Origin of the sequence: Bellilinea caldifistulae (assembly GCF_001306055.1) — a bacterium.
GTDB classification, from domain to species: Bacteria; Chloroflexota; Anaerolineae; order Anaerolineales; family Anaerolineaceae; genus Bellilinea; species Bellilinea caldifistulae.
In genome coordinates this window covers 183,895-197,327 of sequence record NZ_LGHJ01000013.1, presented here as the reverse complement: position 1 = coordinate 197,327, position 13,433 = coordinate 183,895, and the positions used below count along the sequence as shown (strand labels likewise).

Sequence of the window (13,433 nt, the reverse complement as noted above, 5' to 3'; positions counted from 1 at the left end):
CAACTCCCTGAGGAGGTAGTGCGTGAATAGACCCCAACCCCGAAAATCCAATCGAGACCTGCCGTGGAATCTGGCCACGGTGTTTGTCATTGCCCTGATTCCCCTGACAGCTTCGTTTTTCCTGATGGTTTTTCTCAATCCTCAGTCTTCCTTGAACCCTTTTCCGCCACCAACCTTGCCGGCTTTGGCCCAGGCGCCTACTGCAACATCAACTCTGCTGGCGCTTCCTCCCACATGGACGCCGACACCGTCCCCCACACCGGATTATTCCCCCACTCCTCCCCCGACGGCAACACCGACAGAGCCGATCATTGTGATTATTGGCACGCCAATTGAAAAGCTGGAGACGCCCGAACCGACCGAAACCAATGTGGCGGGAGGGTTTACTTTCATGCGTCAGAGTGATCCACAGGCCATTTCGATCAATCTTTATGATGCCAGCCGTGGCTGTGGCTGGATGGGTGTGGCCGGTCGGGTAGTAGATGAGCAGAACCGCCCTGTGACCGGCATTCGGGTCTGGCTGCGGGGTACGCTGGACGGCAAGCGGGTGGATATGACCAGTCTGACCGGAACGGCTGCCCAGTACGGCCCGTCGGGTTATGAATTTACCATTGCCAATCAGCCAATTGCTTCGCGGGGCTTGCTTTCGGTGCGGTTGTTGGATCAGGCCAATTTGCCTCTTTCCGAGCGGGTTGTGTTTGATACCTTTGCCGACTGCGATAAAAACCTGATTTTGATTGACTTCAAGAAAGTACGCTGATTCGAAATGAATCAGCGCGGATGAATATCCACTACCCGGCTGGCAGCCAGCAGACCCTTCAGCTCACCGGAATCGAGCGCCATTACGCTGCCGCTGCTGAAGAATTCAAAATCAAAGTTGATCGGCTCACCTGCCTGTTTACCCGGCATGGGCATCAAACGGGCGGTGAGGGGTTTTTCCAACCGTAGTGATAGGGCAGCCAGGTCCAGCAATAAAGCAGAGATGCTTTGCTCCGAACAATTGCCCGGCAGTGGAACCGTATCCAACCCGGTTCCGCAGACCGTAGAGTAGAGCAGCAAGTCCTTGATTTTCAGAGTGCCTTGGGAACCGCGGAGAGCCAGCCGCGAATCTTCCAGCACGGGGAGCATCAAACCGTTGAAGCCAGTCCGCTTCCACTTTCCCCGGTCAAGGGAATCCGCCAGAAACGCCGCAGCAGCCAATGAGCCATGCCCGCCGAGGGCGGAAATGCCTAACTGCTCCAAAGCCGCACCGGCAGAGCACCAATCCTGTGGGTATGGCGCAGTCGAAAAATCGAAGCCATAAAACTGGATCCCGAAACGTTCCTCCAACGAAGCAAGAAGTTCGCGGATACGTGAGGCGCTCGTTTCCAGTTCGATGATCAAATTCTGGCGGGCTGTTGTAAGGTTTTCAGATTGTTGAAATATACGCAAAATGGCATCGGCACATTCGAAACCCAATGCGTAGGCTGGCGGCTGGCCGGGGTTATGATAAGCCGCCGGTAAAAAGGGACAGCCGGCAGGCACGTTGGCCAGTGCAGCAAAGCGCAGATTGGCAAAGCCATTCGCTTCGATGGGGGCATTGAGCAAAATTGCGTGGGCACTCCGCTTCACGGCTTCCAAATCTACTTCTCCTTGGGAGGTAGTGAGTAAACCGGTTACAAAAACATTGCGCGTAGCCGAAAGCAGCGGCGAAATCCAATCGTAGGTTTCCGGTTGAGTTGGAATGGCGCACCCGAGCGAAAGATAGGCAAATCCGGATGTTTCAGCCCGATTCTCCCATTCTTTTACGAGGGAAATTGCCTCTGCAAAATTTTTCGAACCCAGCCAAAGGGGAAAGGGAGTAGTTGCCAGCCGACGGGTTTGCAAATCGAAACCGGCTTGTTGCAAGCGTTGAGCAGCCTGGTTGGTAAACGCTGCCAGATGGGGGAGCATTTCGGGAAAAGGATTTTGATGGGGATCAAAGAAGCAGGTTAAGGTGCGAATTTTCATGAGAACCTCTGGCGGACGACTTCAAACAGCAAAATACCGGCCGCAACGGCGGCATTGAGCGATTCGATTTGACCGGGCATGGGGATCATCAAGCGTTGGTCGGCAGCCTGTCGGGCATCTTTGGAAACTCCTTCGGCTTCACTGCCAATCACCAGCGCCAGCGGCTGACGAAGGTCAACCTGCCAGCAGGGCGTGCCACTTTCGACCTCGCTGACCAGGATTTGGGCAGGTTTTGCAGCACGGCTACGGCAAAGATGGATGATTTCTTCCCATTTTTTTTGCAAAATGGATAGTTTGAAATGAGCGCCCATCGCTGCCCGGACAACTTTGGGGGAGTATACATCAACGCATTCAGGGGTGAGGATGAGCCCGTCCGCTGCCGCCGCAGCGCTGGTGCGCAGCAATGTGCCGAGGTTGCCCGGATCGCGTAAATTGTCCGCCACCACGAGAAAATCCCAATCTGGTGGTAGGTCTCGCGGCTGCTGGCGAACGATTGCCAGAATGCCTTGCGGATTTTCGGTATCCGCTATGCGCTTGAACAATTCTGCCGATACTTCCTCGATTGGGATACGCTTTGCGGCAAGATCATCAGCCAGTTGTGCGGCGCGCGGGGATGGCTGGCTACTGATCAACACCAGATCGAGGGCAACACCGCTCAAGCGGGCTTCCTGAATCAGCCGCGCACCTTCAATGACAAAGGCTTGCTCTTCCTCCCGCCGTGAACGCTGCTGCATCAATCCGCGTACTCGTTGAATTTTGGGGTTATGGATGGAAGTAATCATGATGATGGGGTTTGCCGACTCATTTCTTCGTCCCAGATTCTGGTAAATTCATTCAAGGTTTCCTGGTCCAACAAGGTCAGGCGGACGAGCCCCAGTTGAGATTGTGGGTTTTGCTTGAAATATTCCGCAATGGTGTGAAAGATGATCCGGGCTGCCCGATCTTTGGGAAAGCCGAAGATACCGGTTGAAATAGCCGGCAGGGCGATGGAATGAATGCCCAAACTTTCTGCCAACCGCAGACTGGAGAATACAGCCGTGGCGAGTCGTTCATCGGCATTGTTGACTCCCCAGACCGGGCCGACAGCATGAATCACATATTTACAGGGCAACTTTCCGGCTGTGGTGTAGGCCGGGGCAGCATGGGAAACCGGCCCCTGTTGCTCAACCCAACGATCACTTTCTTCCTGAATGACCCAGCCGCCCCTGCGAACGATGGCGCCGGCCACTCCGCCGCCATGGTGAAGAAATTCATTGGCAGCATTGACAATCGCATCCACCTTTTGAAGGGTGAGATCCCCATGAACCAGCTCAAAGCACTGTCCGTTTGGAAAGGTATGAGCGCGCTTGACCTCCGACATTTTCTTTGCCTCTCTGGACAAGTATACCGCATTAAGAAAACGGGATGGAAGTTGTCCATCCCGTTGGGGTTAGCGTTGTGCAGAACCGTTGGAGTCCGGATCAGGACGCCTGAGCCTGTGTAACCACTGCGGCGAAAGCCTGAGGATCACGCACAGCCAGATCAGCCAGCATTTTGCGATTGAGGTTGATGTTGGCTTTGCGCAGGGCATAGATCAAACGGCTGTAAGAAATCCCGTTCAGGCGGGCAGCTGCATTGATGCGGGTGATCCATAACTTGCGCAGATCGCGTTTGCGGGTGCGCCGATCCCGATAGGCGTACCACATGCTTTTGAGCATGGCTTCGTTGGCCCGGCGGAAAAGAAAATGTTTCGTGCCGCGCTGGCCTTTGGTGAATTTCAAAACTTTCTTATGTCGTTGATGACCTTGCGGTCCACCTTTTACACGCATTGCTTACTCCTTTGCGAACCCCTGGGCGCCGGTGAATTCACCTGTTGTAAACACCCAACAGCCGCACCAAAAAGATGAATGAACGAACCGGCCTTAATCCTTCTTATCCAGATAAGGCGCCAAACGACGAACCCGTTTGATGATGTTTTCCCCTTGAACGGGGAGCATCTCGGTGAAGAGGGCTTTGGTGCGCTTGGAAGTGCGGCGACGGAGGTGGCTCTTGCCGCCTTTGGTGCGCACAAGCACGCCCGACCCGGTCAGGCGAAACCGTTTTGAGGTTGCCTTATGGGTTTTTAGTTTGATTTTTCCTGCTTTTGCTTTGCGAGGCACGGTGACTCTCCTCTCGTAAAAATGGATATAACGGTCTGCTTCCGCGACCGCTCATTATACCAGATTTTTGGATTCAAACAAGACGCCGGGCTTGAAATTAGCAGAAATTACTCTTCGCTGGCAACTTTTTCGCTGGTTTCGACGGCTTTTTTCTTGCCGCCTTTAACTGGGGCAAGCACCATGGTCATTGTTTTGCCTTCCAGGGAAGGCATCTGTTCAACGGTGGAAACATCTGCCAGTTCCTGAGCAATTTCTTTCAGGTCTTCCAGTGCCAGTTCGGGATAGGTGATTTCTCGTCCGCGGAAACGAACCGTAACCCGCACTTTCATTCCATCCTGCAACCAGCGGCGGGCATCGCGGGTTTTGAACCCGCGGTGGTGTTCATTGGTTTTTGGGCGAAGGCGAATCTCTTTGACTTCGATTTTGGTTTGCGATTTGCGGGCTTCGCGTTCTTTTTTGGTACGTTCGTATAGGAATTTACCAAAATCCATGATCCGGCAGACGGGCGGGGTTGCTCCCGGCGCAACCTCTACCAGATCCAATTCTGCTTCCCGCGCGGCACGCAGAGCCTTTTCAATTGGCAGGACCCCCAGATTTTCGCCATTAGGGCCAATAACGCGTACTTCTGGCACCCGAATGGATTCGTTTACCCGATAATTTGTTGTGCTAATGGGCTTTCTCCTTTCTTATCTTCTCAAATGGGATTATTTAGGCAAAACCGTCCGCTTATCTTTCATGCAGCCGGTTCGTAAATGATATTACCACATCTCTGAAGAGTGCGTCAACAATTTTCAGGCACTATTTTTCCAGCCAGATGGTGACCGGCCCGTCGTTTTCAATTTCAACCAGCATGTGGGCTCCAAATTCACCGCATTGAACGGGAATGCCGAGTTCCCGTAAAAAGCCGGCAAACCGCTCCACTAGAGGGGCAGCAATTTCGGGCGGGGCAGAATCGGTAAAGGATGGGCGATTGCCTTTTCGGGCATCTGCATACAGGGTGAACTGAGAAACTACCAGCGCCTCCCCGCCGATATCCAGCAAGGAAAGGTTCATTTTGCCTTGATCATCTTCAAAAATGCGCAATTGGGCGATTTTGCGCGCCAGTGCTTGAGCCGTTTCGGGTGTATCCGTTGGCCCCACACCAATCAGGATGACCAGCCCTTTGCCAATTTCGGCAATGCGCCGGCCATCCACGCTGACCGCCCCGCGTCTGACGCGTTGAATGACCGTGCGCATCAGGGCAACCCGATTGCCTGCCGAACTTCCACCATGGTTGCTTCGGCAATTTGACTTGCGCGTTTGGCGCCGTCCTTCAATACATCCCACACAAAATCCGGGTTTTGGGAGATTTCTTCGCGGCGCTGGCGGAAGGGCTGCAGGTGATGATTGAGGTTTTCGGCAAACAGTTTCTTGCAGTCCACGCAGCCAATCCCGGCACGGCGGCATTCGGTATTGACCATTTCCACCTGTTCGGGGCTGGAAAAGATTTTGTGCATGCTGAACACATTGCACACATCCGGGTTGCCGGGATCGCTGCGGCGGATGCGTTGTGGATCGGTGACCATTTGCATGACCCGCTGGCGGGTTTCTTCCGGGGTTGCGGCCAGTTCGATGTGGTTATTCAGGCTTTTGCTCATCTTTTGCTGACCGTCAATGCCGATGACTTTGGGTACCTGAGTCACCTTCATTTGGGGTTCAATCAATACCTGCGTGTTGTATCGGTGATTGAACGAGCGGACTGTCTCGCGGGCAAATTCCAGATGCGGGGCCTGATCCACGCCAACCGGTACAAGATCGGCTTTATAGAGGACGATATCCGCCGTCATCAAAACCGGGTAGCCCACCAGACCGTAATTCACATTGTGGGGCTGCTCGCGGGCTTTTTCCTTGAAGGTGGGTAAATCGGTCAATTTGCCCAATGGGGTGACCATCGAAAGATAAGTATGCAGTTCCATCACCTGCGGTACGTGGGATTGGACAAAAACAATCGATTCTTCCGGGCGGATACCGACGGCCAGCCAGTCCAGTGCCATCTCGTAGGTATTCTGGCGCAGGTCGAGGGTGGTCTCCAGCGTGGTAAGTGCGTGGACATCCACGATGCAGTAGATGCAGTCATAATCCTCTTGCAGGGCCACATAATTGAGCATGGCACCGAGGTAATTGCCAAGGTGTTGCCGGCCGGTTGGTCGGGCGCCGGAAAAAACTCTCCCTTTTTTCGCCATAAAATTAACCACCTTCCTTGATATAAGATAAGAGTAAATTTTGAATTTCGCCGGGTTCGGCATGACGATGGGTTTGCAGTTTGGAGTAAATCCGTTTGCCGTTGACGGTTACTTCAAAACAGCCTCCATCGGAGGGAATCAACGTAATTTGTTGAATGCGTGATTCATGTTGTTTCAGCAGACTTGCCATCAAACTGATGGCTCGTTCGGTATAGTGTCATACGGCACAATATTCAATGGTGATGACCAACTTCATCGTTACTGCTCCCGCTGTGGAATTGGCTGAATTATAATTCATCTGGCGATCTATGAAGAGTATACCATTGGAAAAACGAATTTTCGATCTGGTGCTTACCACAGTCGGTATGGTCATCGCTTTGCCGTTGATGGGGATCATCACCTTGTTGATTTACTTCAGGGAAGGCAGACCGGTGTTGTTCAGGCAGCCTCGTCCCGGTCTGGGGGGTAAGATTTTTACCCTCTATAAATTTCGTACGATGCGCAACGCAGTGGACAAAAACGGGAATCCCTTGCCCGACGGTGAACGATTGACTCCACTGGGGCGTTTTCTACGCTCGACCAGTCTGGATGAATTACCGGAGCTGTTTAATGTTCTACGGGGTGAAATGAGTCTGGTGGGACCGCGGCCCCTGCTGGTGGAGTATTTACCACGTTACACACCCGAACAGGCCCGTCGTCATGAGGTGCTACCGGGGATTACCGGCTGGGCACAAATCAACGGACGCAATGCGCTGACCTGGGAAGAAAAGTTTCGCCTGGATGTTTGGTATGTGGATCACTGGTCATTGTGGCTGGATGTGAAAATCCTTGCCCTGACTTTGTGGAAGGTGCTGCGGCGGGAGGGCATTAATGCCCCCGGCTCGGAAACTGCCGAGCCCTTCATGGGCAGCCCGGAGCAATCCAGTTAGGGAATGCTGAGGGGGTAAATCCAGCCGTTCTCAAGGTCGTTGAGAGTCTTCAATGCAAGATTTAATTTTCCCTCTGTCAAGCGGTCGGGATTGAACTCGGCAATGCGGATGCCTGCCTGCCAGACTTTTCCCGGTTCGGCGTTTTGCCAGCTTTCCCAGGCATTTTCTAAGGCAGTCAAGCGGTCAACTTGCAGCGTGGCTATCCACTGGCTGCGCCAATCCTCGGCTGGGGTTTGAGTCGTGAGAAAAGCAACATTCTGGCGGCTTATGGCTTCCAGTAGTTGGGGTTCGAGTAAGAACGGGTCAGCAAGATAAAGGGTCTCCAGCCGGTTTTGGTGAAGGCTGTCAAAAGCGGCAATCCAGTCCTGCACCTCTCCGGCGGGGTTGAAAGTGCTGGTTTGGGGAAAAAACACAATGGGAGCGTAAACCGGGGCGCAGCGGCCACATAGATATCGCCCCCCATTGATAAAACCATCCTGTAATTGACTTAATAATGGGTCGTTTTGATTGAATAAAGCACCCGAACGGAAATCAGGCGCAATCAGGGTGGTGATAAAACCTGCGATGAAGGCTTGCAAGATGGGTGTTGAGCGGATCACACTTACATTTTGTGAGGCTTCGGTTGAATCATCGTTTAAGATGATCAGGCCAGTTTGAGGAAAACGGTCTTCCCAGGCGGATGTTTGGGCGTCCGGTCCCGAAAAAATAACCAGCCGGAGATTGGCAGGGAGATTTTCCAGATCGGAAGGGGGGTGTACTTCAAAAATAAAATTTTGAGAGACGGCTTTGTCTTCCAGCCAAGTTTTTATCTCATTGGCAGTTGTCTCGCTGCCGTTGGGAATCACCAGCCAGACTTGAGCCGGTGGGGGGGTGGGGGAGGGCTGTTCTGCTGGAGGTTGAACATTAGATGTTGCGATTTCCGTTTGAGCCGGAGCGGGTGTCAGCGCTGTTGGCGGATTACCGTTACAGCCGGCAATCAGAATAACCAGCAGGAAAAAGGCGACAAGAGAACGGATCGAAAAAGTCGGATTGAGGAACATGGGCTAATTTTACCCGGAAATGCTTTTTTAAGTCTGTATTATAATTATTTTATGATTGAGATTAATATCCCCGGTCGCGGTGAATTAAGGCTCAACCATCTGGTCTGTGATGTCAACGGAACGCTGGCTTTAGACGGCAAGCTGATAGACGGGGTGGGACGCAGCCTTTCGGTTTTAAAAGACCGTCTGACGATTCACTTGATTACGGCGGATACGCATGGCAGACAGGAAATGATTGACCATCAGTTGAATTTGACTGCCCATCGCCTTAAATCCGGCAATCAGGCTGAGCAAAAGGCCGAATTTGTCCGCTCGCTGGGTGCCAGTCAGGTGATTGCGATTGGACAGGGCGCCAACGATGCCGGTATGCTGGCGGAAGCGGCTTTGGGGATTTGTGTCTTTTCGCGTGAAGGCGTTTCTACTGCCGCCTTAATGGCTGCTGATATTGTGGTACCGGATATCTTAAGCGCACTGGAATTGCTGGAAAAACCATTACGGCTGATTGCCACCTTACGCCAATGAGTATTCCGACCAGTGAACCTTTGCTCCCTGAGGATGAAAATCGCCTGCCGCCTGCCCGCCGTCGGCGGGTGCGGCGTTCCCTGTTGCCTGCCGGGGGAGATGAGCGGGCGGCTTTTTTAGAACAGCTGGCGCATCAGGTTACGCCCGGTTACGAATTTTTTCTGTTCACATTCTTTGCTGGGGTTGTTTTAGGGGTTGCCGTGTGGCTGGATTCGCCGGCTTTGTATCTTTTGGCGGCTTTGATTGCCCCATTTCTTGGACCAGCATTGGGACTTTCACTGGCGGTTGTGGTGGGATCGGGCAGGTTTTTCCTGAAAGCCCTGAGCAGCCTGGCGATTGCCTGCTTGATCATTTTTGGGCTGGGCGTACTCGCCGGTGGAATTGGAAAAGCGATTTTACCGGGCAACTCCCTTTCAATGCCGGTTAACTTTTCTCTCTTTTCAATACCCAATTTCATTGTGCTGGGAATTGGGGTGGGTCTGGCCAATTACATGCTGGTACGTTCCCCGCGCCAGAAGCCGCTGGTTGCCAGTGTGGCGATTGCCTATGAACTGTTGTTGCCATTAGGGGTGGCCGGGTTTTCGCTAAGTTATGGTTTGCCCGGCTCATGGATGGACGGTGTGATTGTTTTCATCATTCATCTGGCATGGTCGGCTCTGGTCGGCTCGATTGTTTTATTCGCAATGGGTTTGAAGCCCGCCAATGTATTCGGCTATACACTCGGTTCATCCATCATCCTCATTGGTTTGATTGCAGCCGTGCTGATTATCGGCCTGATGATGGCCCAACCGGTTGTGGTGGCTACTTTACCGACTGGTACGCCAACCCCAACGCTGACTTCGACTTTGCCTTCCCAAGCCACTCTCCCTCCATCGCCATCCCCCTCATCCCTGCCGCCGACGTTCACACCCACAGCAACCATTCAACCCACCTTCACGCCTACGGTGACAGTGACTCCTCAGCCGACACCGGTTTGGGCGCGGGTCAATGCCCCGCAGAGCGATGGCGCCATTGTTCGCGAGGAACCGGGTGGAAGAGCATTAACTTCCTTGCTCAATGGCAGTCTGGTGCAGGTGATTTCTGAGCCGGTGAGAGGAGAGGGAAGTACCATTTGGGTGCAGGTGCGAACCGAAAATGGATTGGTGGGGTGGATGGTGCAGGCTTTGCTGGCAACCGCAACGCCAGCGCCGGCATGGTAAATCTAGAAATATGCCGTTAAAATGCAGGGTGAATAACCCTGATAATTTTTTCACAGGAGATTGGTATGACAATACATTTTGGCACGGATGGATGGCGTGCGGTTATCTCGGATACTTTCACTTTCAATAACTTACGGCTGGTTACACAGGCAATTGCCGATGCCGTGGCAACCGATGGCTGGCTGAACGGAACAGGTAATGGTTTGGTCGCGAATCCGCGGCTGATGGTGGTGGGGTTTGACACCCGCTTCCTTTCGGATCGCTATGCGGCTGAAGCCGCTCGGGTGCTGGCGGCCAATGGCTTTACTGTGTATCTGGCGCAGGCAGATGCACCCACACCGGCCATTTCGTATGCGGTGCGTCATCTTAATGCGATTGGCGGAATTATGATTACTGCCTCCCACAATGCACCGCGTTACAATGGTGTAAAACTCAAAGCCGCGTTTGGCGGTTCGGCATCCCCTGAACAATGCCGGAAGGTGGAGGTTTACCTTAATGACAATGAGGCTCAGGCGCGCGGCCCCAACCTGATGGAATTCGAGCAGGCTCGCCAGTTGAGCCTGATTCAACGCTTTAACCCGATACCGGCTTACGCCGATCATCTGCGCCGGTTGATTGATTTTGACCTGATCGCAGAAAATCCCCAACGGATTGTGGTGGATTCGATGTACGGCTCTGGACGCGGCGTGATTCGTTCCATTCTTCAGGGAACCGGCTGTGAGGTTTTTGAGATTCGCGGGGAGATGAATCCCGGATTTGGCGGTGTTCATCCGGAACCGATCAGCCGCTATTTGGGGGCGCTGGCCGGGGCTATTTCAACAGGGGCGGGTAGTTTTGGTCTGGCTACCGATGGCGATGCTGATCGAATTGGGGCAATGGATGAGCGGGGCAATTTTGTTGATCCGCACAAAATCATGGCATTGGCTTTGCGGTATCTGGTGAAAAAACGCGGCTGGAAAGGGTCGGTGGTGCGGACGGTTTCTACCACTCGGATGATTGACCGGCTTGCCCGCAAGTACGGTATGACTTTGCACGAAACCCCGGTCGGTTTCAATCACATTGCCGATTACATGCTCAAAGAAGATGTTCTGATTGGTGGAGAAGAGTCCGGGGGAATTTCTTTCAAGGGTCACATTCCCGAAGGGGATGGCATTTTGATGGGTTTGTTGATCGTGGAAATGGTTGCCGATTCGGGGGGAAGTCTGGTGGATCTGGTTGATGATTTACTGGCTGAAGTCGGACCGGCTTTCTACGAACGACGGGATTTGCGTCTGAAACATCCGGTAGCAAAGGATAAGATGACATCCCGCCTGCAAAACGAAGCCCTGGCTCAAATTGGCGGAGAGACCATTGTCGAGGTCAGCACCCGCGATGGAGTCAAATACATTTTAGCGGATGATTCGTGGTTGTTGATTCGTCCCTCCGGCACGGAACCGGTTTTGAGGGTGTATGCAGAGGGGCGTTCAATGGAGATGGTCAAGGAATTGTTGAAGTACGGCGAGGTAGTGGCTGCCAGTGTCGCCTGAAAGAAGGTGACTGTCCGATTAGAATGGCAATCCCCGACGGTTTTCGCCGGGGATTGATGTTTTTCAAGGAGTAAGGGCACCCGCGTGTCGGTTGACAGCCGGTAAATGGGTCCTGATGAGAGCCGATGACAACTAACTGCTGGTCGAGAGGCGCAACCGCCGCACGATCAGCACAACCAAAATGAGGGCAAGCGCTACGCCAAACATGCCGGGCAAACCGACTTCATCCATAAAACCGGTGTTGGGTAAGGCAGTTGAGGTGGGGGCGATCGTGCCGGCCCCAAGGGTGGGTGGGACGGTTGGGCTGCCCTGCGCAACAGAGGTGAGGAAGGCTGCGACCGTTGCCGTGCGGGCTGCCGAATCGCCTTCTGCAAGGACACCCGAAGTGGCTGTCGGTTGAGGTGTGCTGGTAGCAATTACCACAACGACGGTCGGCGTCCAGGTGGGCGGCAGGACGGCTTTTTCTGTCATGCGGCGAATTTCCTGAACGTAGATATCGGTAGCTTGTTGGGCGATTGCCGTGTTTTGGGCGTTGATTTGGGCGGCCTGCTGGGTGTACTCCCCGGCGCGGTTGCGGTTGGCAATGACGAAGATGATGATGACGACTACCGCCAACACAAAGACGCTGGCAATTACACCGACCACAAGCCAGAAAGTCTTGTTGCTTTTTGGTTCGCCCTCTTCTTCCAGCGGCTGTTCTTCTGGGTAATCGGGTTTGAACTCTTCAAAAGGGTTTTCTTCAGGATTATTATTGTCTATGTTCATGGGTGCTTCTCCTAGAGGTTATTCTAGCACATCCAGGTTTGTGAGTGGTAACGAAATCTGCTGGTTATTTTCCAGACGAATTTCCGCTACCTGAACCCGCAAACCTCCCGGCAAGGTAACCCGCCCCGGCCGGATTGCGACGAGTGTGCCAATTTCGCCGCTATGGGGCGCACTGAGAATGCGCACGGTTTGCCCAACCGTAAACTCCACCACATCCATCGGGGTTTGGCCCTGGGAGGGTAACGAAACCACAATCTCCGGCCTTTCCCCAAATTCCGGATTCCAGCTGGTGTTAATGGAGGTTTCGCGTTTTTCATGGGTCTTCAAGAGACGAAAAGCAGCCCGATTCATGGGGATTTGCCCAAAACCCTCGGTGACCATAATCGGAACGCTGCATTTTTGAGCCGCACTGATTAATGCGGCCGAAATACTGCCAAGTACCAGCCCGCGCAGTGGTAATTCCTCGGCGGCGTCCAGCGCATCGGCTTTGTGGATAAATCCACCGACAACAATTGAGCCGCGTAAACTCATATCCAGATTGCCTCGATGAATCTCTTCATCCGGCTGCGAAACGGCAAATTGCAGCAGTCCGCCGTTGATTTGACCGTTTCCCCACACCCCCTGGATCAGCGCCCCATGCGTTTCAACGACGACACCTCGCTCGGACAGGACTTCGCTGACCACTCCATTTAACCCGGCTTTGAGTTCGAAGTGTTCGCCCGGTTTTTCGAGGAGAATTTGACCGCGCTGGATGGCCACAATGGTCGAATCGGCGGGGGCGCGAATCACCTTGGGAAGCAAACCGCCGGTTTGGGCAAGGATGTCTCCCTTTTCTACTCTTTCACCTACTTTTCGCTCAATCAGGCGATGAGCCTGTTCGACCCGCTTTAATCCCAGTATTCGGCGCACGTCCACCAGAATATGACTGCCGGGCAGATCGGCCTCAGCAACTACATAAGCGGCGTTGACCTCTTGTCCAACCCGTGCCAGAATACGCCCCTTGCCCGGTAACATGCGAGCCCGGCGGATGTGTGCCAGAGGGAGAATATGGGTGACTGGAGCGATCATTTTCCTTGTGACCTCAAGTGGAAGAGTGCAACTTC

16 protein-coding genes and 1 pseudogene are annotated in these 13,433 nt (G+C 53.4%); 5 read left to right on the top strand and 12 right to left on the bottom strand.

Annotated elements, in window-relative coordinates; all coding sequences use genetic code 11:
- Positions 1-22: 22 nt before the first annotated feature.
- Positions 23-760: a hypothetical protein gene (locus tag AC812_RS08330; protein WP_061918401.1), complete on the top strand. Its 738-nt coding sequence runs from the start codon at positions 23-25 to the stop codon at positions 758-760.
- A gap of 11 nt (positions 761-771) precedes the next feature.
- Here the strand turns inward: AC812_RS08330 and AC812_RS08325 are convergent, their stop codons facing one another.
- From AC812_RS08325 to AC812_RS08285, 9 genes and pseudogenes are all read right to left on the bottom strand, one after another.
- A complete protein-coding gene (locus AC812_RS08325; protein ID WP_061918400.1) occupies positions 772-1,989 on the bottom strand; it encodes a DUF711 family protein in 1,218 nt (405 codons plus the stop codon).
- Positions 1,986-2,771, bottom strand: coding sequence for a TrmH family RNA methyltransferase (locus tag AC812_RS08320; RefSeq protein WP_061918398.1), 786 nt, complete (start codon positions 2,769-2,771; stop codon positions 1,986-1,988). Before AC812_RS08320 ends, AC812_RS08325 begins: the two co-directional genes overlap by 4 nt.
- Complete coding sequence (locus AC812_RS08315; RefSeq protein ID WP_061918396.1) at positions 2,768-3,349, bottom strand: macro domain-containing protein; 582 nt, start codon at positions 3,347-3,349, stop codon at positions 2,768-2,770. Before AC812_RS08315 ends, AC812_RS08320 begins: the two co-directional genes overlap by 4 nt.
- Before the next feature lie 100 nt (positions 3,350-3,449).
- Positions 3,450-3,797 (bottom strand): 50S ribosomal protein L20, encoded by a 348-nt coding sequence (rplT, locus tag AC812_RS08310; protein WP_061918394.1) that lies wholly within the window; start codon positions 3,795-3,797, stop codon positions 3,450-3,452.
- A 93-nt stretch (positions 3,798-3,890) separates the two neighbouring features.
- Positions 3,891-4,127 carry a large ribosomal subunit protein bL35 gene (locus AC812_RS08305; RefSeq protein ID WP_061918392.1) on the bottom strand — a complete coding sequence of 79 codons (237 nt, stop codon included), beginning with the start codon at positions 4,125-4,127 and terminating at the stop codon, positions 3,891-3,893.
- A 107-nt stretch (positions 4,128-4,234) separates the two neighbouring features.
- Complete coding sequence (gene infC / locus AC812_RS08300) at positions 4,235-4,798, bottom strand: translation initiation factor IF-3 (RefSeq protein WP_082149163.1); 564 nt, start codon at positions 4,796-4,798, stop codon at positions 4,235-4,237.
- Between the two features lie 127 nt (positions 4,799-4,925).
- Positions 4,926-5,363, bottom strand: a complete 438-nt coding sequence (gene dtd / locus AC812_RS08295; RefSeq protein WP_061918388.1) for a D-aminoacyl-tRNA deacylase — start codon at positions 5,361-5,363, stop codon at positions 4,926-4,928.
- The gene (gene trpS / locus AC812_RS08290) at positions 5,363-6,349 is read right to left on the bottom strand and encodes a tryptophan--tRNA ligase (RefSeq protein ID WP_061918386.1); all 987 of its coding nucleotides are present in this window, start codon (positions 6,347-6,349) and stop codon (positions 5,363-5,365) included. The genes dtd and trpS overlap by 1 nt, the downstream gene beginning before the upstream one ends.
- A 4-nt stretch (positions 6,350-6,353) precedes the next feature.
- A pseudogene (locus AC812_RS08285) lies at positions 6,354-6,551 on the bottom strand (Rdx family protein); the annotation flags it as partial.
- A 121-nt stretch (positions 6,552-6,672) separates the two neighbouring features.
- Between AC812_RS08285 and AC812_RS08280 the strand changes: the two are divergent.
- Positions 6,673-7,278, top strand: a complete 606-nt coding sequence (locus AC812_RS08280; RefSeq protein WP_272897786.1) for a sugar transferase — start codon at positions 6,673-6,675, stop codon at positions 7,276-7,278.
- Here AC812_RS08280 and AC812_RS08275 read toward each other — a convergent pair.
- Positions 7,275-8,318 (bottom strand): hypothetical protein, encoded by a 1,044-nt coding sequence (locus AC812_RS08275; protein ID WP_061918380.1) that lies wholly within the window; start codon positions 8,316-8,318, stop codon positions 7,275-7,277. The two genes, AC812_RS08280 and AC812_RS08275, sit on opposite strands and share 4 nt — an antisense overlap.
- Positions 8,319-8,369: 51 nt before the next feature.
- On the opposite strand from AC812_RS08275, the gene AC812_RS08270 reads away from it, so the two are divergent.
- From AC812_RS08270 to AC812_RS08260, 3 genes are all read left to right on the top strand, one after another.
- Positions 8,370-8,840: an HAD family hydrolase gene (locus tag AC812_RS08270; RefSeq protein WP_061918378.1), complete on the top strand. Its 471-nt coding sequence runs from the start codon at positions 8,370-8,372 to the stop codon at positions 8,838-8,840.
- Positions 8,837-10,039, top strand: a complete 1,203-nt coding sequence (locus AC812_RS08265) for a DUF389 domain-containing protein (RefSeq protein WP_061918375.1) — start codon at positions 8,837-8,839, stop codon at positions 10,037-10,039. Before AC812_RS08270 ends, AC812_RS08265 begins: the two co-directional genes overlap by 4 nt.
- Positions 10,040-10,104: 65 nt before the next feature.
- Positions 10,105-11,565 (top strand): phosphoglucomutase/phosphomannomutase family protein, encoded by a 1,461-nt coding sequence (locus AC812_RS08260; protein WP_061918373.1) that lies wholly within the window; start codon positions 10,105-10,107, stop codon positions 11,563-11,565.
- Between the two features lie 132 nt (positions 11,566-11,697).
- Here AC812_RS08260 and AC812_RS08255 read toward each other — a convergent pair whose 3' ends face one another.
- Positions 11,698-12,330, bottom strand: a complete 633-nt coding sequence (locus AC812_RS08255; RefSeq protein ID WP_061918371.1) for an LPXTG cell wall anchor domain-containing protein — start codon at positions 12,328-12,330, stop codon at positions 11,698-11,700.
- Positions 12,331-12,348: 18 nt separating this feature from the next.
- Positions 12,349-13,398 (bottom strand): hypothetical protein, encoded by a 1,050-nt coding sequence (locus tag AC812_RS08250; RefSeq protein ID WP_061918368.1) that lies wholly within the window; start codon positions 13,396-13,398, stop codon positions 12,349-12,351.
- Positions 13,399-13,433: the final 35 nt, after the last annotated feature.

Bases quoted from the DNA above. Each gene is read 5' to 3' on its own strand.
- AC812_RS08275 (WP_061918380.1), bottom strand. From the start codon at position 8,318: ATGTTCCTCAATCCGACTTTTTCGATCCGTTCTCTTGTCGCCTTTTTC.
- rplT (WP_061918394.1), bottom strand. From the start codon at position 3,797: ATGCGTGTAAAAGGTGGACCGCAAGGTCATCAACGACATAAGAAAGTT.
- trpS (WP_061918386.1), bottom strand. From the start codon at position 6,349: ATGGCGAAAAAAGGGAGAGTTTTTTCCGGCGCCCGACCAACCGGCCGG.
- AC812_RS08325 (WP_061918400.1), bottom strand. From the start codon at position 1,989: ATGAAAATTCGCACCTTAACCTGCTTCTTTGATCCCCATCAAAATCCT.
- AC812_RS08270 (WP_061918378.1), top strand. From the start codon at position 8,370: ATGATTGAGATTAATATCCCCGGTCGCGGTGAATTAAGGCTCAACCAT.
- AC812_RS08255 (WP_061918371.1), bottom strand. From the start codon at position 12,330: ATGAACATAGACAATAATAATCCTGAAGAAAACCCTTTTGAAGAGTTC.
- AC812_RS08260 (WP_061918373.1), top strand. From the start codon at position 10,105: ATGACAATACATTTTGGCACGGATGGATGGCGTGCGGTTATCTCGGAT.
- AC812_RS08320 (WP_061918398.1), bottom strand. From the start codon at position 2,771: ATGATTACTTCCATCCATAACCCCAAAATTCAACGAGTACGCGGATTG.
- dtd (WP_061918388.1), bottom strand. From the start codon at position 5,363: ATGCGCACGGTCATTCAACGCGTCAGACGCGGGGCGGTCAGCGTGGAT.
- AC812_RS08315 (WP_061918396.1), bottom strand. From the start codon at position 3,349: ATGTCGGAGGTCAAGCGCGCTCATACCTTTCCAAACGGACAGTGCTTT.
- AC812_RS08265 (WP_061918375.1), top strand. From the start codon at position 8,837: ATGAGTATTCCGACCAGTGAACCTTTGCTCCCTGAGGATGAAAATCGC.
- AC812_RS08250 (WP_061918368.1), bottom strand. From the start codon at position 13,398: ATGATCGCTCCAGTCACCCATATTCTCCCTCTGGCACACATCCGCCGG.